The sequence below is a fragment of the Primorskyibacter aestuariivivens genome (assembly GCF_028023675.1).
In the GTDB taxonomy this organism is placed as follows: Bacteria; Pseudomonadota; Alphaproteobacteria; order Rhodobacterales; family Rhodobacteraceae; genus Marinovum; species Marinovum aestuariivivens.
Map to the genome: position 1 here is coordinate 132,675 of NZ_JAQIOZ010000010.1, position 26,352 is coordinate 159,026.

Here is a 26,352-nt window from a genome sequence, read left to right on the forward strand (position 1 = left end):
CCTTACATCTCCGGAGCCTGTTCCCGGGTCCAAGAGCCCAGAAACAACCTTTCGTAGGCGAAGACCGCCAGAATGCCTGCCGCGGCGTAGATCACGATCATCGGGTCGGATTGCCATTTCAGTGTCCCGAACGCGGCCAACACGACCGCGTCAAGCGCAAGCGCCGTCATCAGAACCCATCCGCGTGCACCGACCTCATGACGCAGGCTGCGCCAGACGCCCCAATGAACCGCCATGTCCATCACCAAGTAGAAGAATGCGCCCAGTGAAGCGATGCGCGACAGGTCGAACAAAACGGCAAGCGCTCCCGCAATCACGACCGTGTAGACAAGCATGTGCGAGCGGATAGAGCCAGACATCCCAAAATGGCTGTGCGGGATCATTTTCATGTCGGTCAGCATCGTCAGCATCCGCGACACGGCAAAGACACTAGCAATCAAACCTGATGCTGTGGCGACCATCGCCAAAGCGACGGTCAGATAGAAACCGGTGCGACCCAGAACCGGCTCTGCGGCTTCGGCCAAGGCGTAGTCACGCGCGTTCGCGATTTGATACGGCGAAAGGCTTGATCCGACCGCCAGGGCAACGAGCAGGTAAGTTACGGCGCATATCGCGATCGAGATCATGATGGTCCGTCCGACATTGCGGTGTGGATCAGTGATTTCGCCGCCTGAGTTCGTGATCGTGGTGAATCCCTTGAAAGCCAGGATCGACAGCGCGACCGATCCGACAAATCCGAGCGGTGCAAAGCCTTCGCCCGATATTGCCGGACCCGGGTTCAGACCGCCCCCGGCCCAAAGTGCGGCAATCGCGAACACCAGGATGCCAACGATCTTTAGCGCCGACATCAGGATCGACAGAAACCCCACCGACCGGTTGCCCGACGCATTCACCAGATAGGCGAATAGGATGAGACCCACAGCGATGATCGGCACCAACGGTCCGCCCTCAATGCCGAAGGGTCGCAGCGCATATGTGGCAAAGGTGCGCGCCACCAGGCTTTCGTTGATGACCATCGACAACGCCATCAGGAGTGACGCAGCCGCTGCGACTGCCCCGGGACCATATGCCTTGGTCAGGATCATCGCGATTCCGCCAGAGGACGGCCAGCGGTTCGACATGGCGATGTAGGAATAGGCACTGAACGCGGTCACCACTGCCCCTGCGATGAACGAGAGAGGAAACCATGGGCCGGCAAGTCCGGCGATCTGGCCAGTCAGCGCAAAGATGCCTGCACCAATCATAACGCCCGTTCCCATGGCCACGGCGCTGGTCAGGCTTATCGATCCTGCGCTTCCCGCCGAGTGGTTTTTGTGAGCGTGACTAGTCATTGCTTGGCACCGCAGGATCCTTGCGAACTACATCTGACTCTTTCTCGCGCGCGTTGGCGTCGCCACGTTCCTACCGTTGCAGCGCTCTGGATGAGGATTACAGTCAACACCAATCCCACAAACGGCAATTGCGCCCAGTTCGGAGCTGGAATCGCACGGTGGAAATCGAGAAAATGGACGAACAGAAAGTAGCCGGTGTGAATAATAACCAGCCACCACAGCACGTAGGCACCTTGCTGTAAAAACTTCCATACGCTGGCACCCAGCACACGCTGGCTCAGGTCGTTCGAGGTGCCTGCCAGCACGAAACCGTATAGCAACGCCACGACGCCCAACGCGTTGGCAAGTGCAAACCCATGGCGGACCATGACGTATTGTTGCAGCTCCGGGTGGAACTCGAACCCGAACAGGCGCCAAAGATCCAGTTCCACCCACCCGATTAGGATGATCGCTGTGTGGATAAAGGCGGCGACTACGGACCAAATCCCTAGCTCGCGCCGATAGAGAAGGAGTCTGCGGACCCATTTCCAGTTGGTCAATCGCAATACGGGTCCAATTGCCATTGCCATGGAAAGGAGGATTAGTGAGACGTCGCCGACGGCCCGGTTGTAGCGGTGCATCTCTGACCATTCCGAGCGCGACAACAAAAGCGCGTAACCTAGGAGAATTGCCAGCGCGAGAACGATTACATGCCTGGATAAGGTCAGTTGCGAATTTACCATTCAGTACCTCCGGAAGTTGCTTTTATGCTGGTCTGGAATGCGTCCGTCGGAGACAGGCCGTCGAGCGGGCGAATCGCGTGATCGAGTCGGCGCGCTTCGTTGTAACCACTTGCCGCATCCCGCGTCGGCGCCCTGCCGTAGGCCGCGCGATAACGGTCGGCGAAATTGCCCTGTTGCCAGACCGTGTCGGGCGGTAATGTGCCGGGCCGTACGATTGGGACCCCCGGCGGAAGCATCGCGTGTTGCACCGGTTCGTCGCCGAAGATCACGACGACATCGGGACGCTGCGAGGGATTTCCGGAAAGCCCGGTCAACCCGGCACCGGACCCATGGGGAAGGGGCAGAATCTGCACGTCCACGCCCCCGAGATGACCATCCGAAGTCTCGTTGGCATGGCCGTCGCGTTCATCAGCCGCCAGCAGAAATCCGTTCACCACTTCGGTCAGGCGGGGCACAGCGTCCGATCCGGTGACGAGCAAACCCGCCGTGAACTCGTGCGCTGCGGCCGAGGAGGCGAGCCCTGCGAAAATGGCTCCTGAGAGAAAACATTTGAAACTCATATCGGCGTTCTCCTGAATGGCAGCGAATTCACAATTCCTTGTCCTGCCGAGTTGCAGTTGGATTGCGGTTTGAGTCGAGTACCGGGTTCTGGATGCCCGTCGTTTGGAAACGAGTGGCACGGTGATTTTTGCGCGGGAAGAAAGCGGGTACTTGCGCCGCATACGAGGCCCATGTGTCGCGGAAACGCGAGGCGCTGTCAGCTTCCTCACTCCGGGCGAGGCGCACATACATCCAGACGAGCACCGGGAACATCGCGAGTGTGAGCAACGTCGGCCACTGCACGAGGAACCCGGCCATGATGAGAACGAAGCCGACATATTGCGGATGCCGGATCCGGGCGTAGGGTCCCGTCATCGCCAGGCGTCCCTGCCGCTGCGCTGCCCAGAGATGGTGCCAGGCCAGCGAGATCAGCCAGAAGCCGGCACCGATCAGGGCGAAACTGAGAAAATGGAACGGCCCGAAATGCGGATTTGACCGCCAACCCAGGATCATTTCCGGCAGGTGCCCGCTATCATGGGCGAACCAGTCAATCCCTGGCCAATTTGACTGCAACCACCCGGAAAGAAAAAAGATTGTCAGTGGGAAGCCATACATTTCAGCGAAGAGTGCAACGATAAAGGCACTGAAGGCGCCGAAGCTACGCCAATCGCGCGATGTCTGCGGCTTGAAGAAGCTGAAGGCGAAGACAATGAAGACAGCCGAATTGATAAAGACCAACAGCCACAATCCATAGGAAGTTTCGGGATCGGTCATGATTTTTTGCCTCCGGATCCGTGCCCGCCATGGCCTCCATGCATGAAAAAATGCATTCCGACGCAAATCAGAAGTGGCAGCCAGAGGATCCAGTTACTGGCGAATATGTGCACGCGGTGTTCGTAACCCAAAAGCAGCCCCGCCAGAACCAGCGCGACGATCAAATAGATCCCGGCGAGCGATTTCCAGAATGACGGTGTCTGCGTGGCTTGGGGGTTTGCAGTCTGGGTTTCTCGATCTGTCTTGTGTTGCATTGTCATAGGTATTCCTTTCAAATTTTTGCGCGGCGCGGTCGCAGCGATTTCAGCACCACCGAAATCGACGAGGCGCTCATCGCTAAGGCGGTGAACTTCGGGCTGATTAGGTTTCCGAAGACCGGGAACAGGAGCCCCCTCAGGAAGACGGCCACCGGTTCGACATGGCGATGTAGGTCTGCACCGAACGCCGTGACAATTGCGCCTGCAATGAACGACAGCGGAAACCGCGGCTTTGCAAGCCCGGCGATCTGGCCCGTCAGCGCGAAAATCCCCGCGCCGGTCATCACGCCAGTTCCCATGGCCACGGCGCTGGTTAGATTTATCTTGTCGCGATCAGAAGTGATATCGTGCGTATGAGTCATGACCCAAACTCCTGTTCGCGCCTGCTAAATGCCTGGGCAGTTGGATCGGCAGCTTGTACCGCCCCGGAAGACAGAACAGTCCCCGGACACGCCTGGCGAATGGCGTTGACGACTGCCTCCAAACCCACCCAATCCGCGATCGTCGTGATGCGCTGCATCGGTTCATCGCTCGATCGTCGTGCGACCGCGGCGATCACTGCGGCTGTGGCGCGGCTCTGCTCACCTGTGGCGAGACGCAAAAACCCGGTAGTCTGGCCCGCCGCATCGGTCCCCCGCGCGACGATCCGGGTTGTCGCACTGCCGAATGTGGGACCGGCTAGCGCGAGCTTGGTCAACATGTGCGCGTTTTGGGCCAGCATCCCGCCAAACCCCAGTCTCAACCCGAAAAGGAGTAGCTGCGTAACCCAAGACGGTGACAGCGCCAGATAGGTTTCGACAGTTTCGACTTGTGGCGAGAGTTCCTCTGCCAGGATTTCCCGTTCAACGAACGGAAAGTTTAGGGCAAGTCGTTTCGGTTGTCTGGCGTCGAAGGCCACATCCCAGATCTTCTGGCCAGTCTTGAACGATTGCGACGACGTCGATTTGCCGGTTGTCTCAAGGCTCTTGAAGAACCACTGGGTTGCCGCGGTGCCGGCATGCTCGCCCAAACCCAGCTCACTCGCAATTTTCAAGTGCCTGGTGCCAGGTTGATCCCGAACGATCCGATGCGCCATCAGGTTGGACAGACCCGGCGCCATGCCAACGCAGCCTATGAATTGCCCTGCCCCCTCCGTGTCGCTTGCCGCATCGCGCAGTGACTTCACATAGTCAATCGTAGCCGAAGTATCGATGAAGATGGCGCCGCGTTTGATCGCTGCGGCAACGACACTTGGGCTTGTCGCCTCGGTCAGATTGATGATGCGGTCGCCCGACCTGAACGCCGGCAATGTCAGTGGCCGCGAAAGGTCCATTTGAACATGTGTGCGTCCGTGGCCCGCGGTGGCTGGATGACGGGAGATTGTGATAGTCTCACCCGCATCCGGCGCCAAAAGTCCGGTCAGCTCGGTGGCAACTTTGCCGGTGCCGCCTAAAATCCACACACGCCCCATCATATCTTGGTACTCCTCAGCCTGAGCGAATTCAGCACCACCGAGATTGACGATGCACTCATGGCGAAGGCGGCGAACATCGGGCTAATGAGAATGCCGAAGAATGGAAACAATACACCGGCGGCCACTGGCACGCCCGAAGCGTTGTAGATCAGCGCAAAGAACAGGTTCTGGCGGATGTTACGCATAGTGGCGCGGGCCAGACGCCGGGCGCGAACGATCCCGTCGAGGTTGCCCTTGACCAGCGTGATCCCGGCGCTTTCGATAGCCACGTCGGCCCCGGTGCCCATGGCGATGCCCACATCAGCCTGGGCCAGCGCCGGAGCATCGTTGACGCCATCACCGGCCATTGCAACCTTGGCGCCATTGGCCTGAAGTTCCTTGATGATCGTCACCTTGTCCTCAGGCAGAACGTCGGCGCGGATTTCGTCGATGCCCAGGCGTGCGGCGACCGCTTTGGCAGTCCGCTCGTTGTCCCCAGTGGCCATGATGATGCGGAACCCCAACTCGTGCAGGGCCTTCAGTGCGGCAGGCGTGGTTTCCTTGACCGGGTCAGAGACAGAGACCAGCCCGGCCAGCGCATTTTCCACCACGACGAACATCACCGTCTCGCCTTCGTCCCGGCGCGCGTTGGCCACCTCGGTTAGCGGGCCGGGGCGCAATCCCAGATCCTCGATCAATTTGCGATTGCCTAACGCCACCGACTTGCCGTCGACGGTGCCCTTGACACCCTTTCCGGTCACCGCCTCGAAGTCGCTGGCCTTGCCCATGGCTACGCCGCGTTCCTCAGCGCCCTCGACGATGGCTTCAGCCAGTGGGTGCTCGGAGCCTTTTTCGAGCGTCGCTGCAAGACCTAGGACTTCGGCCTCGTCATGCCCTTCTTCGGGCAATACCGCTACCAGCCGAGGCTGACCCATGGTCAGGGTACCGGTCTTGTCAACGATCAGCGTGTCGATCTTTTCAAACCGCTCCAGTGCCTCGGCGTTTTTAATCAGCACACCCGCTTGTGCACCGCGTCCGGTGGCCGTCATGATCGACATCGGTGTAGCAAGGCCAAGCGCACAGGGGCAGGCGATGATCAGAACCGCGACGGCCGCGATCAGTGCGTAGCTGAGCGCAGGGGCCGGCCCCCACATCGCCCATCCGATGAAGGCCAATACCGCAATGGCGATCACTGCCGGAACAAAATATCCGGCGACCTGATCGGCGTATTTCTGGATCGGCGCGCGCGAACGCTGGGCGTTCGACACCATCTCGACGATCTGCGCCAGCATGGTGTCGGCGCCAACACGAGTGGCCTCGATCACCAGCGAACCCGTACCGTTGATCGTAGCGCCGGTCACGCCATCGCCGGCGACCTTTTCCACCGGGATCGGTTCGCCGGAGATCATGCTTTCGTCGATCGACGATCGGCCTTCGGTCACGACGCCGTCCACCGGCACCTTGTCGCCGGGCCGCACCCGCAGGCGATCTCCGACCTGGACATCTTCAAGCGGGATTTCATCTTCGCTGCCGTCCTCGCGGAGGATTCGCGCGGTCTTGGCCGCCATGTCCAGAAGCGCCCGGATCGCTTTGCCGGTGCCTTCACGCGCGCGCAGCTCCATCACCTGACCCAGCAAGACCAGCGTGACAATCACCGCCGCCGCTTCGAAATAGACACCGACGTGACCCTCGGCGTCGCGGAACCCGTCGGGGAAGATGTCAGGCATCAGAACAGCTACGACGCTGAACAACCAAGCGGCCAGAACTCCCATGGAAATCAGCGAGAACATGTTCAGGTTTCGGGTCCGGAACGAATTCCAGCCGCGCACCATGAAGGGCCAGCCGCACCACCAGACCACGGGCGTTCCAAGCACCAGTTCAATCCAAAGAGTGGCACGCTCGCCAAAGATCTCGCGCACGCCCGGAAAGCCGACAAAGGGGGCCATGGTGAAGATCAAAAGGGGGATTGTCAGAACAGTACCGACCCAGAAACGCTGGGTGAAATCCACCAGTTCGGGGTTGGGGCCTTCTTCGGCCATGGCCGCGCTTTCCAGCTCCAGCCCCATGCCGCAGATCGGGCAGGACCCGGGGCTGGTTTGGCGCACCTGCGCATGCATCGGGCAGGTGTAGACAGCACCTTCATATCCGGCTGGCACCACATCGTATTCGCCATCATCCCTCGCGTTATGGCCATGATGCTCGTGGGTATGGTGATCGTGATGCGCGTGCGCTTCAGCCTCCGCCGCCGGCACCAGATGCATCCCGCATTTCGGGCAATCACCCGGCCCATCCTGACGCACCTCGGGGTGCATCGGGCAGACATAAATCATGTTTTCCGCCTTGGCGTGGGTTTGATGATCGTGATTTTTCATCTTTGTGCTTCCATTGGTGTTTCGGGAATCCGGCTTGTGTCTTGCGCCGCCGATTGCACTGCCGGAGCCAGCAAAGGGGCCAACCCGATGGCGTTGCTGGAATGCGGTATGGTGTCGGTCGTAATGACCCGCTCTGCACCTGCCGCAAGGATATCATGGTAGGCGTTGTCAGCAAAAACGGCGTGTATGATGATGCAGACCGGCGGCTTGGTTCCGGCGGCGCGAAGGAGGTCAATGGCCTGCGTCATCGTTCGCCCTGAAGACGCGATATCATCAAGGACAACGGGCGTGCCCTGCGTCAAAGCCGTGCTTTGCGGCACACTGATTTCGACCGTCCGGTCGCCCGAGCGGACTTTGGTCAGCACTTCATACGGCTTATCGGCCAAAGCGGCGACGTCAGCCACCCATTGCTGGCTTTCGCTGTCGGGACCCAGGATTACTGCATCAGGAACGTTCGTAACGATCCAGTCCGCAATCAGCGGGGCCGAGGCGACCCTGAGTGCCGAGAAACGGAATACCTCCTCCAGCGCAGAAATGCGGTGCAGATGCGGATCGACCGTAACGAGCCAGTCAAAGGATTGCTCAAGAAAACGGGCAAAAATCGGCGCGCTGATCGCCTGACCGGGTGCAAATCGCCGGTCCTGCCGCATGTAGCTCAGATAAGGCGCAACCAAGCCGACGCTGGACGCCCCCAAATCGCGCGCGGTTTCGGCGGTAAAGCGCAGCGGCAACGCCACTTGATCGGGATCGCGCAGGTTGGCCACGACACTGACCGCCCGCCCATCTATGCCTTGCGGAAGAGTGACCAGCGTTTCGCCATCAGGAAACTGGTGAAGCCCGACCGTTTGCGCCTCGCCATCCATCAGATCGGCGATCCGGTGCGACAGCGGTTCTATACCGGGAAATGCCAGAAAAAATGGGGTCATCGGGGATCCTCGATTCCAAAGGGGTTCACACCGCTGTCGGCATATTCCCTCGACCATGCCAATTCGCCCGGGGTTTCGGCGTGGATTTCATAGAGCGGCTGGTTCCGCTCGACCGCATCCCCGACGCGCGTCAGCAACAGAACACCCGAGGTCTTGCGCCCCGGTGCGCCGGCCAGTTTGGCGATCTTGGCGATACGGCGGTTGTCGATGGCTGCGATCACGCCTGCGCGGCCGGCGGTAACCACTTGCCGCTGCGGCGCGTGACCGGGTTCGGTGAACCCGCCCTGTGCGGCGCAAATCGCCATGAAGGTCGCCTCGGCCGCACCGCTGTCCAATATCTCTTTTGCCCGTTTTCGTCCGTCGTCTCTGGCAAGATCAAGCAGGGCGCCGGCAACATCCAACGCCCTTTCGCGCAGGTCAGCAGGCGCGTCCGGCGCGCGCCGAAGAACTGCCAAAACGTCATGTGCCTCCAGCGCCGGGCCAATGCCCCGGCCCACCGGGGTCGACCCGTCGCTGAGATGAATGGCGATCTCTTGACCCAAAGCGTCAGCCACGACCCGCAACCTGTCTGATAACATCTGCGCGGCGTCAACCGAGCGCACCTTGGCGGTCGGTCCCACGGGCATGTCGATCAGCACGTGGTTGGACCCGGCAGCCGCCTTTTTGGACAGGATACTGGCCACCATCTGCCCCTCGCTGTCAAAGTCGAGCGGGCGCTCGATACGGATCAGCATGTCGTCGGCCGGGCTGAGATCCAGCCCGCCGCCCCAGACGATGCAACCGCCCTCGGTTTCGACCACGCGGCGCAAGGCAGCGATGTCCAGCGCGACGGGTGCCATGACTTCCATCGTGTCAGCGGTTCCGGCGGGCGACGTGATGGCGCGGCTGGATGTCTTGGGGATCAGGTGCCCGGCTGCGGCCACGATCGCCACCACGATCGGCGTTGTCCGATTGCCCGGTAGGCCGCCGACGCAATGCTTGTCCAGCACAGGCCCCGCGCCCCAGTCCATCCGCCTGCCAGCATCGCGCATCGCCATTGTCAGCGCGATGGTTTCAGCCTCGTCCATTCTGTCACCTGCGCAGGCCGTCACGAATGCAGCGAGATCTAGGTCGGACAGTCGGCGGTCCATCGTATCGGCGATGATGGCACGACAGGCGTCGCCGTCCAGCCGACCACCATAAACCTTGGTGCGGATCGCCGAGGCCGATGCAGGAGGTTCGGGGTGCGAAAACCGGCCTATTGCCCCTGTCTCTGGCCCCAGAGCATCCCAGGCGGCGTCGCTGAGAGCGGCGATATGCGGCGGCGGCCAATCGCCGCCTGTGACGACGTTGAGCGTTGCGATGATCCGTTTGCCGGCGACCTCCACCTCGATGCGGGTATGGGTGGCAAAACCCTCCGAGCGGCACAGATGGCAGTCCTCTCGCATGTAGACCACCGGCTGGCGGTAAGTATCGATCCCGGCGGGCATCAGGGCCAAAGTATTGTGTTCGTCATTCATTTCGGCGCGTCCAGACGGATGGTTTCCAGATGTTCGGGCACGCGGGCATTGCGCCCCAGCTCATGCGCAACCCGGCGGCGCAGGGTGTCCGCCGCCTCTGGCTCGCCGTGGGTTAGATAGGTGATCTTCGGCGGCCGCCCGGCATCCATCCAGGTCAGGATTTCGTCTGCATCCGCATGGCCCGAAAATGTCTCGAGTTGTACGACCTCGGCGTCAATCCGATGCTCACGTCCGAAAATGCGCAGTTTTCGCTGCCCGTTTGCCAACGTTGCACCGCGCGTTCCACCGGCCTGAAATCCCGACAAGATGATCGCATTCCTCCGATCTCCGCCGAAACTGATCAAATGGTGCAGAATACGCCCGCCCGTTAGCATCCCGCTCGCCGAAATGATAATCATGGGCCCCTGCCGGGTATTGAGCGCCTTCGACTGCTTGACCGTGTTTACCCGCTTGGCCACGCGGAACATGTTCACGCAGTCTTCCCAACTGACATGGTGCTCGTCGTGGTGGCGGTGGTAGATCTCGGTCGCATCCACAGCCATCGGACTGTTGAGGAAGACCGGGACATACGGAATCTCGTCACGCTTCATCAGGCGGGCGATGTGGTACATCAGTCCTTGCGCCCGCCCGACGGCAAACGACGGGATCAGCACGGTACCGCCGCGCGCGAACACGCGCTTCAGCACCGGCACAAGCTCTGCCTCCGGATAAATATCGGAGTGCTTGCGGTTGCCATAGGTGGATGCGCACACCAGCACGTCCGCCCCACCAAACGGCACTGGAGCCCGCATCAGTGGGTCCTTGTCATGGCCCAAATCGCCGCTGAAGTGCACGGTGGTGCCGTTGAGCGTCAGCTTGATCTGCGCCGCACCTAGTAAATGTCCGGCCGGAATGAACTCTGCGTAGATGCCGTCACCCAGATCGATGCGTTGCTCGAAGTCGACGGTGGCAAGCTGCTCCAGCGCCGCTTTGGCATCGTTTAACGTGTAGAGCGGCTTCGGTTTCTTGTGGTCTGAGTACTTTTTACGGCGCGCGTATTTTGCCTCCTCTTCCTGAAGGTGTCCGCTGTCGGGCAGGATCAGGCCGCACAGCTCCTTCGTGGCCGGGGTGCACAGAACCCGGCCACGAAACCCCGCGCGGATCAGCGCCGGAAGGTAACCGGAGTGATCCAGATGCGCGTGGGTCAGAAGGACCGTGTCGATCGTATTTGGACGCGCCGGAAAAGGTTTCCGGTTGCGGCGTCGCAATTGCTTGAAACCCTGAAACAATCCGCAATCCACCAGAATCCTCCGGCGACCCCACTCGACCAGATAGCGCGAGCCGGTCACGGTGCAGGCTGCGCCGAGAAACCGAAGCGTTGGTTGACCGTGAAAGCTCATCGTTACCTCCTTTCGCAGGGGATATGGCGGCGGATCACTCGGTCCCCATCGCCACCATCTGATGCCCTTCACCCTCGATCGGGAATTCCTTCGTGGCTTTCAGCGTGTCGGCATCGACAATCCAGACCTTGGGCTCGTCACGGCTGGAGACGAACACCGTCCCGGTCCCGGGAATCGTCGTCAGGTGATAGGGGGCGGGGGACAGCGCGCCGCTGATAATGTTGCCGGAGTCGAGGTCGATCGATACAAGTCGATCGGTTTCCTTCGCGGCGACAATAAGGTGGGTTTGGTCCTCGGAAAGAGCCAATCCGTGAATCTCGCCGCCGATCTCAAAGGTGCGCGATTCCCTGCCGGTTGCGAGCTCTATCTCGACGACCCGCCCGATGTCAGCGTCAGCGACAAACATAGAGCCTTTGTCCGGACTTATGGCCAGATGCTCGGGCGCCTCGCCCGCGATCATGTTTCGGCGAACAATGCCGATCTCGAGATCAACCTCGCTGACCGTACCGTTGCCGGCATTCGACACATAAGCGACGCTCGGATCGGTGCCAAAGCCGACGTAGTTCGGCATTGCGCCCGTGGGGACCCAGGCGGACAGCTCGAAGGTTTCGAGATCCACAACAGAAATGCCGTCGCCATTGGGGTGGGTCGATACAGCGAACCGCCCGTCCGGCGAAATCGCGACGTGATGCACGGCACCGGGGACCTCGATCTTTCGGAGTAGTTTGCCGCTGGCCGCGTCGATGACCGACAACAGGCTCACGCCCGCATCTGCCGGCCCAAGGACCTCTTTCGGTTTGGCGTGATGGGCGACATGTTCGTCTTCGCTGACATCCGAGGGCGTTGCCATGTCGGCGAGAGCTTCGCGGTCAGATTCCATGTAGCTGCCGGCTATCAGATATGGAGAATTTCGGTGGCCGGCGAGCCCGTGAACGGCCTGGATGTCGTCTATGCGCCCAAGAACCGCTCCTGATGTGGCATCGACTATCCTGACTGCATCCGCGCTTCCTTCGGGAATAAAGACGCGATCCGTCCCTGCCAGGGTTGTTGTGGCCGAGAAAGCCGTTGCCGCGACGATTATCGTAAATACAGAATTGCATTTCATGGTGTGGAGCCTTTTTCGATTTGGTTTTCGATTGTGGGTTCATCTTCCGATGAACTGTTTGACTCGCCTTGTCGGAACCGCGAACCACCAAAGGTTCGGCACCGCGTCAGGGCGGCGACGCGCAGCAATCGGTAAAGTGTAATGGAAGTGCGTTTTTCCCGAAGTCGCGCGTCAGGCGCGCGCGCGAAGCGGCGGAGGGATCTCGACGTCTGTAGAACGCCCAGTCAACGAAATTCCTGAGTCAGGTCGCACGGTGCCAGAAAGCAAATGCCTAACTTTCACGCCAAAGGACGTGCTCTGCAGAACTGGTTGCGAATGGCACAAAAACCCGTCCGGGCAATAGGAATAGTCTGAAGCTTCCGACTCCGGGTTTTCATCCAATGTGGACGCGATCTGTGTGGTGACTACCGAAACTGAGTCTAGCCCAATGCTTTCCATTTCGAGTTGATGGGACGCGGAGTTCGCGGTTGTCATGGCTATAGAAAGCAACAGTATTGCCGTACCGACATACCGAGTCAATTTCTTCCAATATACCGATGCATTAGCCACGTTGAACTCCAAGATTGGTGACTTCCCATAGCATTTGTCGCATTTTTTACCGTGACGCAGATCAAGATCTGCCAAGTTTTGGTTAAGCGCTGTCACAATAGATAGGGTATCCAGTAGCTGTAAGGTCAAGGCGCGCTGACATGGGATCCTAGTAAAACTTCTGTGAGATTCGAATTTGGGCGAGGCCATTGCATCGTACCTTTGAAACCACTCAGAGCATTTGGGGCTGCCCTGCATGCTAAAACGAAGACTGGGTGCCGTTTTACTGCCTATCCCCTGCCAATTCGCACCCGCAGCGAACGGCGGCCTCGCCCATTCTATCGGTTGGTTCACCGTGCAGCATCCGACACTTTGGGCAAGTTCGAGGCCTTCGCCACAAACGCTCTCGAGGTCCAGTTTCTTCCGGGTACTGTTTCTCAACTGCCATCCGCATTGAGCTTCGACGTTGCTACGGCCGATCTTTCCCGCTGCCGCGCCTTCGAATTCTCTTCAAGCCATCGAAGTCAATTTCACCCTTCTCCGCATCGCAGAGGTCGGGCTGAATGCTTGAGACCCGCTGCGGACCGCTGACGTTCCACCGCACTGCGAGCGCGCCGGTATTCCAGCGATACACCCAACCGACCACACTACGCTCATCCGTCCCGATCAAATTCGCAATCGCGACGCCTTCGACCTCATCTTCGTTCACTGTTTACTGACTTCCTGCACTGTGGCGCTGCGAAATGCGGCGTGAGGTTGCAGAGCGTTCACTACGACCGCGCGCCGGACTTCTTTGATGTTGGCTAACTGGTCCTCGAGGAGGGAATGATCATCAGACCGGGAAAATGGGTTCCCGTGTTCTCAACAATTCATTTGGTTCAAATCCTGTGGTCGGGCTCCGTGGCGGCTTCGACAATCGACAGGACTTCATCTTTGTCAAAACCAATGACCCTCGCCAGAACTGTAAACTCCACGACGTCGATACGACGCTCGCCACTTTCGAGACGTGCCACAAACGACTGGTGGCGTTTGAGCTTCGCCGCCAACTGCTGCTGGCTGAGACCCGCATTTTGACGTGCATCAACCAACGCACGGACGAGCGCCAACTGGCCATTTGTTCTGATTGTCTTTGCCACGCGTCACATACCTTTTGTGACGTCGCTAGCGGATGAAATCTGTTATCTAAAAAGTAGATATTTGAGGGTGTTATCGGCGTCTGGTTTCCACGGGCTGCAAGTCTGATGCTCCCGAAGCTGCCCATCAATCCCCTACCAATTGCAGAAATCGTCCGTAATCCTCGCTGACCTCCCGTGCTTCCTCAAACGCACGGGCGCGCTCGTCGTCGAGGCAACGGAAGTAGCTCTGGATATCCTGGATGTAGTCTTCGAAATCGGCGCGGATGAGGTCGGTGTAGTCACGGGCCGCTTGCGAATCGCTTGGCAGGAAGGGACGGGGCGGTGGAAGACAGGATTCCGCGGAACTTGCGCCAGGGAGGAGGATGACCATGGCTATGGCTTGCAGAGCAAGCAGGCTCCGCAACCACAGGTTTCTAGAACCTCTTATTTCCTTGATAGACGCCAATGGCCGTGCCTAGAGTTTGAGTAACCGAGATACAGCCGTATCTGTCGCAATATATCTTGCGGTTATTAATATACTATCGTAACTCTGGGCTTCAAGTAGGAATGCCCGGGCGTTGCGTTTTTGGAGAAAGCGTGGGCCGGGCCATGAACTGGGACATCGAAGCACCAAATGTGGTTACGGAAGCGCGTTTCCGCGAACTCGTGGAAAGCGGCTATAGCGCAGAAATCCTGTGTCAGGAGTCGGCACACAAGAAAGGCCCTAGCTATTACGGGGTCTGGATCATGCGTGTTGTCTCTGATGACGGAGTGGAAAAGCTCCTCGTCACCGCCCGCACGCGAACGACCTACAACGATATCAAGATCCGCGAGTTCAAGACGATCTCCGGCGTGGTGTCTTTCTTCATTGGCCTTGGCTTTGCACATGTCGACCTGCCGCTTGAGGCGGGTACAAGTCGCACGCACAAACTCGCCCCGTCAGACAAAGCGCCATCAGACAAGGGCGCTGACAACTAACCTCGTCTGTTTCTGGCTGGTCGCCGCGCCAGCTTCAGCGCAAATGGTCCTGATCATGGAGAGCGACGGCTCTCTGACCCCGTCGCGGTCTCAGAGCGGTTTTGCTCGAAACTACAATGACGGCATTGGTCAGGGATCGGCGTCCGATGGTTTGGCCATTCTTGGTGAGACTGAGGCAGCTTCCGAGCCTGACGCACTGAGGTTTGCGGCACTCGCCCAGCCAGCACCCTTGCCCCGCGCAGACGTTCTCCTGGGCATCGAGGCAACGGCCCTGCGCTATGCCAGCCATCCCGGTCCTCGCCGCGCGGGGCTGTCCGTCACGGATTGGCTGGCTCTCTATCGCGCCAATATCGAGGTGGAGAGCGCCTATCGGCAGAATGCGGTCTCCAGCGCAGGCGCCATTGGCCTTGGCCAGCTGATGCCCGCCACTGCCCGTGATCTCGGCATTGACCCGCGAGACCCGCTGCAGAACCTCGACGGTTCCGCCCGCTACCTCGCGATGATGCTGGAGCGCTTCGGCGATCCGCGCCTGGCGCTGGCGGCCTATAACGCCGGACCCGATGCCGTGCGCCAATTCGGCGGCATCCCCCCCTACCGAGAAACCCAAAACCACGTGGCCCGCGTCATGGCCGTCGTGGCCCGATTGGAAGGATCAAATTCGTGATGTCCCAACCTTTTTGGAAATCATTCCTCAAAACACTTATCGGCAATGTCACGAGAGCGCGCAGCGCGACAGTGCATTGGCGATACCGCTTTTTCCAAACAAGTTGGTTTTCAAACCTCTTTGTCGCCTCGCTGGCGCTCTTCCTGCTGATTGCCGAGCCCGCCCTTGCACAGAGCATTGATCTCTCCCCGATCCAGAGCCTGTTACAGGGCATCGTCGATGCGCTGACCGGCCCACTTGGCGTTGTCATCGCGACGCTTGCCGTTCTGGGGGTCTTTCTCAGCTGGTTTTTCAACATCATCGATCTGCGCCAGGCGCTCTGGGTCCTCGTGGGCATCGCTGGTGTTGCCGCCGCCCCCACCATCGTTGCCGCGGTCTTTGCCGGTGGCTGAGCGCGCGCCTCTCTTTCTCGGCCTCGTGCGCCCGCCGAAGCTTCTGGGCCTGCCCATCATGTATGCGATGGTCTGGCTCTTCGGTTCGGTGCTCTTGTTCGTCTGGGTCCAGCACATCGCGGTGCTGGGCGTGGCCGCCCTTCTCTATCCGGTGCTGTGGAAGGCCGCGGATTGGGACCCGCGTTTCATCGACGTGATGATGACGGCGCTGCAGGAAACGCCACCCACGCGAAACCGCAGCATTCATGGCGGGGACAGCTATGCACCGTGATGAAGCACGTGATGCGGCGCTCGATGCCCGCACAATGACGCCAGACTGGTATGCGCGCGAGACCCGCCTCGCGCATATGCTGCCCTATGTGAGCCTCGTTGACGACCAGACCGTGCGGACCCGGGTGAACGAACTCTTCCGGTGCATCCGGCTCGAGGGGATCAACAGCTACACGACCGACGATGCCTATCTCGACAAATTGACGGCGCTTTTTGCCCGCATCGTCGCACAGCTTGGGCCGGAATTCAGCTATTACGTTCACAAGGTCTCCAAGGCCATCAAACCTGATCTCGACCCCATCCGTGAGGACAGCTTCGCAGGCGAGGTCGACCGGCGCTGGCGCGCGAAACTCGAGACCAGCGGGCTGCGCGACAAAACACTGACGCTCACCGTCATTCACCGCCCGCCCCCGAAAAGCCTCCTGCCGTTCCTGAGCCGCAGCGCGCCGGACCGACTGAAGGAGGAGACCCGCAAACGCCTGCAGCGCCTCGGTGAGGCCGTGAATGTCTTCCTCTCGGGCCTCACCGAGCTCAAGCCGCGGCTTCTCTCCGCCGCATCGGGGGAATTGGTGGGGTTTCTGGGCGCACTGAACACGGGGCAAGAGCTGCCGCTCTACCCGGCCAACACCTACGGCTTTCTGTCCTTCAACGTCGCCAATACCCGCGTGACCTTTCACGGCGACCATTTCGAGCTTTCCGAGGGCGTCGTGGGCCACCGCTACGGCAAGAGTTTCACCATCGGGGAATACTCGGAAGGCACCTCCTGCACCATGTTCGACATGCTGAACCTGCCGGTCGACATGATCGTCACGCATTCCTTCACGCCGATCAATTCGAACCTAATGGCAGGCCGCATCAAGCGGCAGAAGCGGCAGATGCAGGCCAGCCAGGACGCAGCCCTTTCGCTCCTGGAAGCCCTCGACATCGCCGCCGATGATCTCGAGGCCAAGCGCCAAAGCTTCGGCGAACACCATATGGTCGTGACGCTCTTCTGCGAAACGCTCGAAGAGCTGCAGACCCTCAGCGCGGAGATCGTGAACGCCGCCGCGACCGAGGGCGTGAAAATGATCGGCGAGCGGGTCGCCGCAAAGGCGCATTACCTGAGCCAGCACCCCGGCAACCAGCCCAAGCGTGTCCGCGCGAGCGCCGTCACCAATCGCAACTTCGCGGATTTTGCGGCCTTTCACCGGACACAGCTCGGCAAACCCGCCGCGAAAACCCCATGGGGCCGGGTCGTCACTTATTTGCCCACGCCGGAGCAGAGCGCCTACCGGTTTTCCTACCACGAGCAGGGCAGCCCGGACAAAGAACCGACCAGCGGGCATACCCTGATCATGGGTCGGCCCGGGTCGGGCAAATCGGTGCTGTCCGCCTTTCTGATGACGCAAGCCCGTCGCGCAGGTGCCCGGATCTTCGTCTTCGATTACCGTCTCGGTATGGAGATGGCGGTCCGGGCTAATGGCGGGCGCTACGCCTCCCTGAACGCCGGCCAGCCCACGGGTCTCAATCCGCTCTGGACCGAGACCGATGCGCGCGGCACCGCCTGGCTCTCGGATTGGCTCACAACGCTGCTCTACCGCGCCGACAAGCCGCTGACGCCCGCGCAAACAAACCGCATCCAGGAGGTCGTGCGCCAGAATGCGCAGGCCACCAATCCGGCCCTGCGGAACTGGCGGGATTTCGCGTCGCTTTTTGTGTCCACCGATGATGGCGGCGATCTGCACCAGCGCCTGCTCGAATGGACCGAAGACGGCCGCTATGGCTGGATCTTCGGGCAGAGCCTTGAGGACACTTTTTCACTCAAAGGCGATGTCGTGGGCTTCGATCTGACCGGCATTCTCGACAGCGAGGCCGACAAGGAACGGATGGCGGTCCTGTCCTATCTTTTCCGCCGGGTCGAGCGCGAGATCGAGGACCGCCGCCCCACCATCATCGTAATCGACGAGGCCTGGAAGGCGCTCGACAACGCATATTTCGCCGAACGGCTGTCGAACTGGCTGGTGACCGCGCGCAAGCAGAACACCGTCGCGGTGATGATGACGCAATACGCCAGCCAGCTTGAGCGCACCCGGACCGGCAAGACCATCGTCGAGGCGGTGCCGACGCAGATCCTGCTGCCCAATATCCGCGCGCAGCCTGCGGACTACGCCATGCTGAATCTCACGGAGAAGGAACTCGACGTCCTTCTCAACACGGGCAGCAACAGCCGCCTCGCACTGATCCGTGACGATCAGGGCTCGATCGTCGTCGATGCCGATCTGAGCGCCCTTGGGCCCAATCTCACCATCCTTGGCGGCATGGAGAAAGGCGAGGCGCTCGTCGGCGCCGATTACCGCGACCGCCCGGACTTCTGGAGGCTTTCATGATCCGTATTCTTGTCGCTTTGGCTGCGCTCGGCGCGCTGGCCTCCTGCACCCAGTACCGGGAGCCGCAGGCGAACTGCTTCACATTCCTTGCGTCCACGGCACCCGTCGCGCCTGATTGCCACTTCACGCCCCTTGGCACCCCGGAGGGCGACATTGAAGTCTAGCCTGCCTCATATCCTCGCATTTTGCTTGCTGCCCGGTCTCGGCTTCGCCCAAGGCGTGCCGACCAATGACAGTGGGCTGACCGCGCGTGACATCGTCGAGACCGGCGATCGCGAGGCTGACTTGGCCGTTCAGTCGGACAAGCTTGCCGTGCGCGAACTGATTGCCGAGATCGAACGGGAGCAGCTGGAAACCCTGCAACGCATCCTTGATGCCCAGACCAGCTTCGGCGGTCAGGGATTGCCGGCTATGGTCTCGGGGCTGGAAAGCGGCAGCGGCGATCCCAACCGCTCGGTGGAAGCCGTCTATGGCACGGGCGAGATCGACCCCAATCCCGGCGGGGCGCAGATGTTCGGGGACGCGTCTGAGACCATCGAGCAGCTCATCATCCGCGTCGCCCAGGAAACCAGTGGCTTTGCGGGTGTTGGCCGCGCGGGTCTTTCCCCCGTCCAATGGCGCGCGCTGCTGCAAGCGCTGATCTGGCAGGAGAGCCGGTTTACGATTGGGGCACGGTCTCCCGTCGGCGCCTATGGTCTCACCCAGATCATGCCGGGCACGGCCAGCGATCTGGGCATCAACCCGGAATATTACGACAGCCCCTACCTTCAGGTGCATGGCGGCGCGCGCTATCTCGCGACCCAGCTCAACACATTCGATGGCAATATCATCAACGCCCTCGCGGCCTATAACGCCGGACCCGGCCGGGTTTTCGAGTATGGCGGCGTGCCACCCTTCCGCGAGACCCAGCACTACGTGTCGGTCATCCCTGAACGCTACAATCTCTATCTAAGCCGTATCGGCGGGATCGATGCGCTTGGCACGATCGATCCGGCGCTTCTGGCCAATGCCAACCTCTCAATCACCGGGCACGGCGCGGCCTTCTATGGCAACAATTCCCCAGCGGCGATTAGGCAGGCCGCCTTGCGTATTGCGGACATCGTCGAGCGGATTTCCGAAACCGAGGACGTGCAGGAGAGCGTCGCACTCAACACCTATGCCCGCGCCGAACTCCTGCGCCTCGTCGCTGCACGCATCCGGCTTCAGGCGGCACGCACCCGCGTCCTTTCTGCCGAAGAGCTGGCCCAGGCCAGCGCCCGCATGGCCGAAGGCGCGTTCATGGATTTTACGATGAGGGAGATTGAATGATGGGACGGATGTTTCTGAGAACGGCCTTGGCCACGACGCTTGGGATCGGTCTGCATCTCGGCACCCTCTCCCCTGCCGCAGCGCAGGGCGTACCCGTGGTCGACACCCAGAACATCGCGCAAAACATCCAGCAACTGCGGCAGATGATCGAAGACGAGATCCTGCAGAACGAGCAGCTGACGCAGCTCCGCGAACAGCTTGCCACACTCACGGACCAACTCGCGGAGCTGCAAAGAACCTACGAGGCCCTCACCCGCCTCGCCGAGCTTCCAGAAATCATCCGGACGGAAATGGAAGACGAGTTGAACGGTCTGCTCGACCAAGAGTTCGGGGACATCCTCGCCACGATTGAGGCGATCAAGACTGGGGATTTCTCGGGCCTCTCGGGCTCCGGCGCAGGCGAAATCGAAACCCAGATGGATCGGGTGCTGGCCGATCTCGGATTTGACGATGACACCCTCTCGGAAATGGCCACGAGCGGCAATCCCGGGGCCAACCGCGTGGCGACGCAGGCCACCACCGGTGCCCTTGTCTCGGCGGCGGCCCAGAACAGCTATGAGGATGCCGGCCAATCGCTCGAGCGGGTCGACCGCCTTGTCGGACTCATTGACGACATGGACGAACTAAAGGAAAGCATCGATCTCAACACGCGCGTGACCGCGGAGCTCGCCATTGCGCTGGTCGCCATGTGGCAACTCGAAGCCATCCAGACCGTGGGCGATGGCACCGGCGGCGTGATCGATGCCGCCACCATCGCCGAAGAGCAGCGCTTCATGGATTTCACCTTGCCGGACCTGCGGGCTGATTAAGGCGTTTCGAAATTGATCCCCAAAAACAAATATCGGTTTTCGCGTTCGAGCGCAGCGAGAGGCAGCGAAGAACCGATTCAACTCATTTCGAAACGCCGGGCGGAGGCATGACGCGTGGCGACTGAACAAGAAATCATCGAGGAAGAACTGGTCTACGGTGCCCTGCGCCGCGAACGGCTCTGGCAACGCCTTGGCCTGATGGGCCTTGTCTTCGGTATCATCGGCTGTCTGAGTGCCGCGGCTGTCTCGATCCTCGATGTCGACCCGCCCCCCGTCGTTGTCCCCTATGATCCCGCCACCGGCTTTGCACTCCCCGAAGCCTCGGTGGGCGCCTCCTCGGTGACCGCCAACCAGGCGATCATCGAGGCGGAGGTGTTCCGCTATGTGACCGACCGGGAGGTCTATAACCAGCTCGACAACGATCTGCGCATCCGCAGCGTCCTGCGCCGCTCGGACGGGGCGGCCGAGAGCGGGTTGCGCCAGATCTGGAACAGCGCAAATGAGAACTATCCGCCGACCGTCTATGGCCCCAATGCCCGGCTCGACGTGGAAATCCTCAGCATCAACCGGATCGGAACCAACCGCGCGACGGTCCGCCTGCGCAAGCGTCTGACCTCCATCAACGGCACCCAGACCGGCCTCTTCACTGCGACGCTTCTCTTCGAGTTCCGCCCGGAGACCCGCCGCTCCATCGATGAGGTCTGGACCAATCCATTCGGCTTCACCGTCCTCGAATATTCCATCCGCTCCGACAGATTGGAGAACTGACGTTGTTGTTTATAAGATCGCTTATTTTTGTCATTGCCCTGTTGCCCGGCCTCGCCTCTGCCGAAGCCATCCCGCGTGGCGGTCCCAACGACAGCCGGGTGCGCTTGGCCACCTACCAGGAGGGTCAGGTCTACCGTCTCAGCGTGTCGCTCACCCATGTGACCACCATCGAGTTCGGCGAGGGCGAAAGCATCCGCTCGATCATCGCGGGCGACACCGAGGGCTTCGAGATCGACGGCGTCCCGGGCGGTCAGGCCTTCGCGATCAAGCCTGTGGCGCGCGGGGTGCATACCAATGTGACAGTCTATACGAACCGCCGGAGCTATTACTTCAACGTCCAGGAGGTCCGCAGCCCAACCTTCTACGTGGTGCAGTTCCGCTATCCGGAGGACGATGCGCGCCCGACCCGGGCCATCGCCGCCCAAGCGCCAAACTACAATTACGGCGCCAGCGCGCGGACCGAGTTCACGCCAACGCGCATCTGGGATGACGGGACGTTCACGTATTTCGCGTTTCCGCGGAACGCGCCGGTGCCCGCGATCTTCCGTTACGCGAATGGCCGCGAGCGGACGGTCAACACGCAGGCCACCGAAGATGGCGTGATCCGGGTCTCTGGGGTGAACAGGCAGTGGGTCCTGCGGATCGGTGACGAGGTGGTCTGTATCGAGGCGACGCCGCCTGCGGGGGTGGGGTCATGAGCGACACCGGAAACGCAGACCTCGAAAAACGCCTCGCTGCCCTCGAACAAGGCAAGGGCGCAGGTTTGCCCCCTGCCCCACGGCGCTCACCGCTGCTCGCACTGGTCGTCGTCCTCGTGATCGGCGCCGGCGGGGCGCTGCTCTATCTCCTCTCACAGCCCGAGGAAGAGGAAACCCTGCCCACGGCCACACCGGATGTGTTTCAAAACGAGGGCGACGGGTTCGGCGCTATCGAGACCTTGCCCCCGCCCGAGCCCGAGGTTGTGTTTGTCGGACCGGATCCAGTCGAGCCCAACGCAGAGCTTCTGGCGCAGATCACCGCGCTGCAGGCTCAGATCGAGGAATTGCGCAACGCGCCCGAACCCGTCGTCGAGGAAGACACGGCTGCCGCGGAAGCCATTGATGCACTGACCGCCCAGATCGCGGCGCTGCAAGCGGCGTCAGAATCCGCGCAGCAACAGTTTCGCGATGAGCTCACAGCGCGCGATCGCGAACTGGAGCAACTCCGCATGGACCTCGAACTCGCGCAGCTCGAGGCCAACCGACCGCTGCCCGCACCCATTGGGCCCACCGAGGACGAGTTGCGGGCGCGGGAAGAAGAGCGGCTGCGGCGCGAGGAGGAAGCAAGACGTCTCGCGGAACTCGAGCGCCGCGCGGCCGAGGAACGCGCCTTCCAGGAGCGCCGCATTACCTCGCCCACCATCGCCTTTGGCGGCACATCCGGTGCAAATGAGACGGCGCTGACCGAGCGCACCTTTGGCGAGGTGACGGATTTCGTGCTGAACGGGGCGCTGCCCTCGACGGTGACGCAGGCCGAGGTGATCGCCAATCCCTCCAACACGATTCTACAGGGCACCATGATCCAGGCCGTCATGGAAACAGCCCTCGACAGCTCCCTCCCCGGCCAGACCCGCGCCGTGGTGTCCGAGGATGTCTACAGCGTCGATGGCGCGCGCCTCTTGATCCCCCGCGGATCCCGTCTCGTCGGGCGCTACCGCGCTGGCGTCGATATCGCGCAGCGCCGCGTCACGATCGCCTGGGACCGGATCATCCTGCCCGCGGGCCAAACCGTCCAGATCAGCTCCTTCGGAGGTGATGAACTGGGCCGTTCTGGCGTCACCGGCCTCATAGACACGCGTTTTGCCGAGCGTTTCGGGTCGGCCGCCCTGATCTCGCTGATCTCGGCCGCGCCAAGTGCCGCCGCTTCCGAGGTCCAGGATGAGACTGCCGCCGACCTTCTCGAAGACGTTGGCGATGATCTGGCAGATGCCACGGACAGCGTCATCGGTGATTACCTCTCCATCGGCCCCGTCATCTATGTCGACCAGGGCGCCCGCGTCACGGTCATGGTCGACCGCGATCTGGAGATATTCTGAGCCCATGTCGCTGAGCTATCTCGAAACCTCGCTCGACCGGATCGACGCCGCCGCCCGCGACGATGTCATCGAGATCTGCATTAACCCCGACGGGACCTGCTGGGGCGAATTCCAGGGCGATCACTTCATGCGCCCGCTGGACCAGAGGCTGACGGGCGTTCAGGTCAGGGACCTCGGCAACCAGATCGCCTCCTCGGCCAATACCACGATGAGCAAGGACCGCCCCATCGTCTCGGTCTCGATCACCTATAAGGGGCGCCCGATCCGCGCACAGGTCATCACCCCGCCCGCAGTGCTCTCGGCCATGTCGATCAGCCTGCGGTTCTTCTCAAGCCTGCCACTCGAGGGCATTGCGCTCGATTTTCTCTACGGAAAGGAGCGAAAGCTCGAAGACCTGCGCGTGGAAAAGAAAAGTGCCTTGCGCGCAGTGGTGGCCGCGGGTTTGATCGATGATGCGCTGGCCTTCTGCGTCGAGAACAAACTCAACATGATCGTCTCGGGTGGCACCTCCACCGGCAAGACCGTCGCCGCGCGCAAGATCCTCTCTCACGTACCGGCCGAGGAACGCATCGTCACCATCGAAGAAGCCGCCGAGCTTCTGCCGACCCAGCCAAATGCCGTGACCCTCATCGCCAACCGGGATGCGGAGTTCCAGACCGCCGATGTGCTGCTCACCGCCACGCTGCGGATGCGCCCCGACCGGATCATCCTCGGCGAGGTGCGCGGCAAGGAGGCCATGACCTTTCTGGAAGCCATCAACACCGGCCACGGCGGATCCATGACAACCCTCCATGCCGAAACCCCGCAATTGGCCGTCCAGCGGCTCGCGATCGCCGCGCTCAAGACCGAGATCCCGATGACCTATGCCGACATGATCCAGTACATCGAGAACTCCATCGACGTGATCATCCAGGCCGGCCGGCATGACGGCAAACGCGGCATCACGGAATTCTACCTCCCCGGCGCAACCGAGATTGGAACTTCCCCATGAAGACCTTTGAATATGACATCCTGTCCTTTCCCATGACCCGTAAGACCAGCCTCTCCGACATGCAGGCCAGCCTGAATGCCAAAGGTGCAGAAGGCTGGGAGGTGGTGTCGATCAGCTCCTCGGAATTCGCCAATATCGGGCACACCGTTTTCCTGAAGCGCGAAACCACACCCGCTGGAGTCACGGCATGAGAGTGACGCGGTTTCGCCTCATCCTGGCTGCGCTCGCCCTCGGCCTCAGCCTGACGTTCACCCCCGCGTTCGCCGAGCGCGACCTAGTCCCTACCTTGGAGCGCCGCTTCGATGTCTGTCCGGACCGCCCCACTGAACTCAGCTGGATGCAAGAAATCCCCCTGCGCCAAGCCTATCAGCGCGTGCTGGTCCAAGATATCTACCGTGCCCAAAACCTTGAGCGCATCGTCGAGACTGGCAGCTGCGATTGCGAGATCCGGTTCCCGTCCTGGGACGATGCCGAGGCGTTGTTTCGCGAGGTCCACGCGAGTGACGAACGATGGGAGATGCTGCAGGCCTCGGACGCCTACAACCGCCGCGCCAACGCCGCCCGCCGTGCCGCCAAGGCCATCTGCGAAGCCGCGGGCAATTGGTAAGGCTGATCCCCGATGAGCGTCGTCACCTATTTCGTTGAAACCTCCCAAGCCTATCTCGATACCGCTGCCGAAACCCAGTTTGGTGCGGTTGCGGCAACGGTCGGCACGCTCCTGGTTTTGGGGACAACGCTGGTGGTGATTCTCGTCGGCATCAACATGATCTATCAATACCGGGCCATGGATGGGCACACGGCCTTCTGGCTCGCGGTCAAGATCGGGCTCATCGGGATATTCGCGACCAACTGGATGCAGTTCAACGCGTTCTCGTCTGCCATTCTCTACGGGATCGACAGTATCGCGGGCGCGCTGGTGGCCTCGGTCGGCGGCGGCAGCCCGGGACCCTCTGGAACTTTCGCCGAAGAATTCGACCGCCTGATCGCGGAGCTAGGCGACTATCTGAACGCTGCCGGGTCCGAGCTGAACTGGATGGCTGGCGCCATGCTCGACATCGTCGGGGTGCTTTTGCTCTCGATCCTCGGCGGGCTGGCCGCCTTCATCCTCGTGGCCTCCCGACTGATGATCGCGCTTCTGATCGGGATCGCCCCGGTGATGATTTTCCTGACCCTCTTCGAGGTCACCAAGGATTATTTCGCGCGCTGGTTATCCGCGCTTATCTCCTTCGCGATCTACCCTATCGTGGTCGCAGGGGTCTTCGCGACTATCACAGGCGTTTCCTCCGCGCTCATCGGTGAACTAGGCGATCCCGAAGGGGCCTCAAACATCGGCGCGCTCATCCCCTTCTTCATGATGGTGCTCATGGCCAAGGGCTTCATTATCGCCACGCCCTTCATCGTCCGCGCGATCTCCGGCAACATCATGATGCCCGCCCTCTCCGGAGGTCTCGGCAGCGGCTACAGCTTTGCCCGCGCCGCCATGGGAAGCCAGCAGGCCTACAATCGCTACCTCATCGGCGGGGCCAGTGGCGCAGAATACGCAGCCCTCAGGGCGCGGCAGTTCTTTGGCGTGCAGCAGATTCCCGTGAGGCAAGGCATGGGGCAGAAGGGTTCCGGAGGAAGCACAGGATCCGCAGACTCAGGGTCAAAAATGCTGGCGCAGCTGGCGAGACTGGGACGGCTTGGGCGACGGTGACGGCCCGCGGCCGACCTTCGTGCCAGGCGCAGCAGATGGTCGGTCTATCCCATTAG

General features: G+C 61.1%; 29 protein-coding genes and 1 pseudogene. 15 read left to right on the top strand and 15 right to left on the bottom strand.

Going from position 1 to position 26,352, the window contains the following annotated elements; all coding sequences use genetic code 11:
- Nucleotides 1–2 precede the first annotated feature (2 nt).
- The 15 genes and pseudogenes from PGB28_RS12105 to PGB28_RS12175 form a co-directional block, all read right to left on the bottom strand.
- Nucleotides 3–1,331 carry an APC family permease gene (locus PGB28_RS12105; RefSeq protein WP_271421768.1) on the bottom strand — a complete coding sequence of 443 codons (1,329 nt, stop codon included), beginning with the start codon at nt 1,329–1,331 and terminating at the stop codon, nt 3–5.
- Nucleotides 1,328–2,053, bottom strand: a complete 726-nt coding sequence (locus PGB28_RS12110; protein ID WP_271421769.1) for a ferric reductase-like transmembrane domain-containing protein — start codon at nt 2,051–2,053, stop codon at nt 1,328–1,330. Before PGB28_RS12110 ends, PGB28_RS12105 begins: the two co-directional genes overlap by 4 nt.
- Entirely contained in the window at nt 2,047–2,613 is a 567-nt protein-coding gene (locus PGB28_RS12115) for a hypothetical protein (RefSeq protein ID WP_271421770.1), read from the bottom strand. Before PGB28_RS12115 ends, PGB28_RS12110 begins: the two co-directional genes overlap by 7 nt.
- 28 nt (nt 2,614–2,641) lie before the next feature.
- Nucleotides 2,642–3,367 (bottom strand): methyltransferase family protein, encoded by a 726-nt coding sequence (locus PGB28_RS12120; RefSeq protein ID WP_271421771.1) that lies wholly within the window; start codon nt 3,365–3,367, stop codon nt 2,642–2,644.
- Nucleotides 3,364–3,621 carry a DUF2933 domain-containing protein gene (locus tag PGB28_RS12125; RefSeq protein WP_271421772.1) on the bottom strand — a complete coding sequence of 86 codons (258 nt, stop codon included), beginning with the start codon at nt 3,619–3,621 and terminating at the stop codon, nt 3,364–3,366. The genes PGB28_RS12120 and PGB28_RS12125 overlap by 4 nt, the downstream gene beginning before the upstream one ends.
- A 142-nt stretch (nt 3,622–3,763) precedes the next feature.
- A pseudogene (locus tag PGB28_RS12130) lies at nt 3,764–3,986 on the bottom strand (amino acid permease); the annotation flags it as partial.
- Nucleotides 3,983–5,077 carry a Rossmann-fold NAD(P)-binding domain-containing protein gene (locus tag PGB28_RS12135; protein WP_271421773.1) on the bottom strand — a complete coding sequence of 365 codons (1,095 nt, stop codon included), beginning with the start codon at nt 5,075–5,077 and terminating at the stop codon, nt 3,983–3,985. The gene PGB28_RS12135 and the pseudogene PGB28_RS12130, both read right to left, overlap by 4 nt.
- Nucleotides 5,074–7,428, bottom strand: coding sequence for a copper-transporting P-type ATPase (locus PGB28_RS12140; protein ID WP_271421774.1), 2,355 nt, complete (start codon nt 7,426–7,428; stop codon nt 5,074–5,076). Before PGB28_RS12140 ends, PGB28_RS12135 begins: the two co-directional genes overlap by 4 nt.
- On the bottom strand, nt 7,425–8,411 hold the full coding sequence (locus tag PGB28_RS12145; RefSeq protein ID WP_333908235.1) for a ribose-phosphate diphosphokinase: 987 nt from the start codon (nt 8,409–8,411) through the stop codon (nt 7,425–7,427). Before PGB28_RS12145 ends, PGB28_RS12140 begins: the two co-directional genes overlap by 4 nt.
- Nucleotides 8,351–9,853, bottom strand: coding sequence for a thymidine phosphorylase family protein (locus tag PGB28_RS12150; RefSeq protein WP_271421775.1), 1,503 nt, complete (start codon nt 9,851–9,853; stop codon nt 8,351–8,353). Before PGB28_RS12150 ends, PGB28_RS12145 begins: the two co-directional genes overlap by 61 nt.
- Nucleotides 9,850–11,232: an MBL fold metallo-hydrolase RNA specificity domain-containing protein gene (locus PGB28_RS12155; protein ID WP_271421776.1), complete on the bottom strand. Its 1,383-nt coding sequence runs from the start codon at nt 11,230–11,232 to the stop codon at nt 9,850–9,852. Before PGB28_RS12155 ends, PGB28_RS12150 begins: the two co-directional genes overlap by 4 nt.
- A 34-nt stretch (nt 11,233–11,266) precedes the next feature.
- Nucleotides 11,267–12,337, bottom strand: coding sequence for a YncE family protein (locus tag PGB28_RS12160; RefSeq protein ID WP_271421777.1), 1,071 nt, complete (start codon nt 12,335–12,337; stop codon nt 11,267–11,269).
- A 997-nt stretch (nt 12,338–13,334) separates the two neighbouring features.
- Nucleotides 13,335–13,574 (bottom strand): hypothetical protein, encoded by a 240-nt coding sequence (locus tag PGB28_RS12165; protein WP_271421778.1) that lies wholly within the window; start codon nt 13,572–13,574, stop codon nt 13,335–13,337.
- 169 nt (nt 13,575–13,743) lie between these two features.
- Nucleotides 13,744–14,001 (bottom strand): helix-turn-helix domain-containing protein, encoded by a 258-nt coding sequence (locus PGB28_RS12170; RefSeq protein ID WP_028284972.1) that lies wholly within the window; start codon nt 13,999–14,001, stop codon nt 13,744–13,746.
- A gap of 124 nt (nt 14,002–14,125) precedes the next feature.
- Nucleotides 14,126–14,371: a hypothetical protein gene (locus PGB28_RS12175; RefSeq protein ID WP_271421779.1), complete on the bottom strand. Its 246-nt coding sequence runs from the start codon at nt 14,369–14,371 to the stop codon at nt 14,126–14,128.
- Nucleotides 14,372–14,589: 218 nt separating this feature from the next.
- Here PGB28_RS12175 and PGB28_RS12180 point away from each other — a divergent pair, with 218 nt between their 5' ends.
- The 15 genes from PGB28_RS12180 to PGB28_RS12250 all read left to right on the top strand — a co-directional run bounded on the left by PGB28_RS12180 (nt 14,590) and on the right by PGB28_RS12250 (nt 26,296).
- Entirely contained in the window at nt 14,590–14,958 is a 369-nt protein-coding gene (locus PGB28_RS12180; protein WP_055296398.1) for a hypothetical protein, read from the top strand.
- Between the two features lie 43 nt (nt 14,959–15,001).
- Complete coding sequence (locus PGB28_RS12185) at nt 15,002–15,622, top strand: lytic transglycosylase domain-containing protein (protein ID WP_271421780.1); 621 nt, start codon at nt 15,002–15,004, stop codon at nt 15,620–15,622.
- A 71-nt stretch (nt 15,623–15,693) separates the two neighbouring features.
- Complete coding sequence (locus tag PGB28_RS12190) at nt 15,694–16,014, top strand: TrbC/VirB2 family protein (RefSeq protein ID WP_271421804.1); 321 nt, start codon at nt 15,694–15,696, stop codon at nt 16,012–16,014.
- Complete coding sequence (locus tag PGB28_RS12195; RefSeq protein ID WP_012187324.1) at nt 16,007–16,285, top strand: type IV secretion system protein VirB3; 279 nt, start codon at nt 16,007–16,009, stop codon at nt 16,283–16,285. The genes PGB28_RS12190 and PGB28_RS12195 overlap by 8 nt, the downstream gene beginning before the upstream one ends.
- Nucleotides 16,275–18,650: a VirB4 family type IV secretion/conjugal transfer ATPase gene (locus PGB28_RS12200; protein WP_271421781.1), complete on the top strand. Its 2,376-nt coding sequence runs from the start codon at nt 16,275–16,277 to the stop codon at nt 18,648–18,650. Before PGB28_RS12195 ends, PGB28_RS12200 begins: the two co-directional genes overlap by 11 nt.
- A complete protein-coding gene (locus tag PGB28_RS12205; RefSeq protein WP_169739164.1) occupies nt 18,647–18,814 on the top strand; it encodes a hypothetical protein in 168 nt (55 codons plus the stop codon). Before PGB28_RS12200 ends, PGB28_RS12205 begins: the two co-directional genes overlap by 4 nt.
- Entirely contained in the window at nt 18,804–19,958 is a 1,155-nt protein-coding gene (locus PGB28_RS12210) for a lytic transglycosylase domain-containing protein (RefSeq protein WP_271421782.1), read from the top strand. Before PGB28_RS12205 ends, PGB28_RS12210 begins: the two co-directional genes overlap by 11 nt.
- The gene (locus PGB28_RS12215; RefSeq protein WP_271421783.1) at nt 19,958–20,767 is read left to right on the top strand and encodes a type IV secretion system protein; all 810 of its coding nucleotides are present in this window, start codon (nt 19,958–19,960) and stop codon (nt 20,765–20,767) included. Before PGB28_RS12210 ends, PGB28_RS12215 begins: the two co-directional genes overlap by 1 nt.
- A gap of 114 nt (nt 20,768–20,881) precedes the next feature.
- Nucleotides 20,882–21,535 (top strand): virB8 family protein, encoded by a 654-nt coding sequence (locus PGB28_RS12220; protein ID WP_037275527.1) that lies wholly within the window; start codon nt 20,882–20,884, stop codon nt 21,533–21,535.
- A gap of 2 nt (nt 21,536–21,537) precedes the next feature.
- The gene (locus PGB28_RS12225; protein ID WP_271421784.1) at nt 21,538–22,233 is read left to right on the top strand and encodes a TrbG/VirB9 family P-type conjugative transfer protein; all 696 of its coding nucleotides are present in this window, start codon (nt 21,538–21,540) and stop codon (nt 22,231–22,233) included.
- Complete coding sequence (locus PGB28_RS12230) at nt 22,230–23,609, top strand: TrbI/VirB10 family protein (protein WP_271421785.1); 1,380 nt, start codon at nt 22,230–22,232, stop codon at nt 23,607–23,609. The genes PGB28_RS12225 and PGB28_RS12230 overlap by 4 nt, the downstream gene beginning before the upstream one ends.
- Nucleotides 23,610–23,613: 4 nt before the next feature.
- The gene (locus PGB28_RS12235; RefSeq protein ID WP_271421786.1) at nt 23,614–24,600 is read left to right on the top strand and encodes an ATPase, T2SS/T4P/T4SS family; all 987 of its coding nucleotides are present in this window, start codon (nt 23,614–23,616) and stop codon (nt 24,598–24,600) included.
- Entirely contained in the window at nt 24,597–24,791 is a 195-nt protein-coding gene (locus tag PGB28_RS12240; RefSeq protein ID WP_271421787.1) for a DUF4177 domain-containing protein, read from the top strand. Before PGB28_RS12235 ends, PGB28_RS12240 begins: the two co-directional genes overlap by 4 nt.
- On the top strand, nt 24,788–25,207 hold the full coding sequence (locus PGB28_RS12245) for a hypothetical protein (protein WP_271421788.1): 420 nt from the start codon (nt 24,788–24,790) through the stop codon (nt 25,205–25,207). The genes PGB28_RS12240 and PGB28_RS12245 overlap by 4 nt, the downstream gene beginning before the upstream one ends.
- Nucleotides 25,208–25,219: 12 nt before the next feature.
- Nucleotides 25,220–26,296, top strand: a complete 1,077-nt coding sequence (locus tag PGB28_RS12250; RefSeq protein ID WP_271421789.1) for a type IV secretion system protein — start codon at nt 25,220–25,222, stop codon at nt 26,294–26,296.
- The last annotated feature ends 56 nt before the right edge of the window (nt 26,297–26,352 follow it).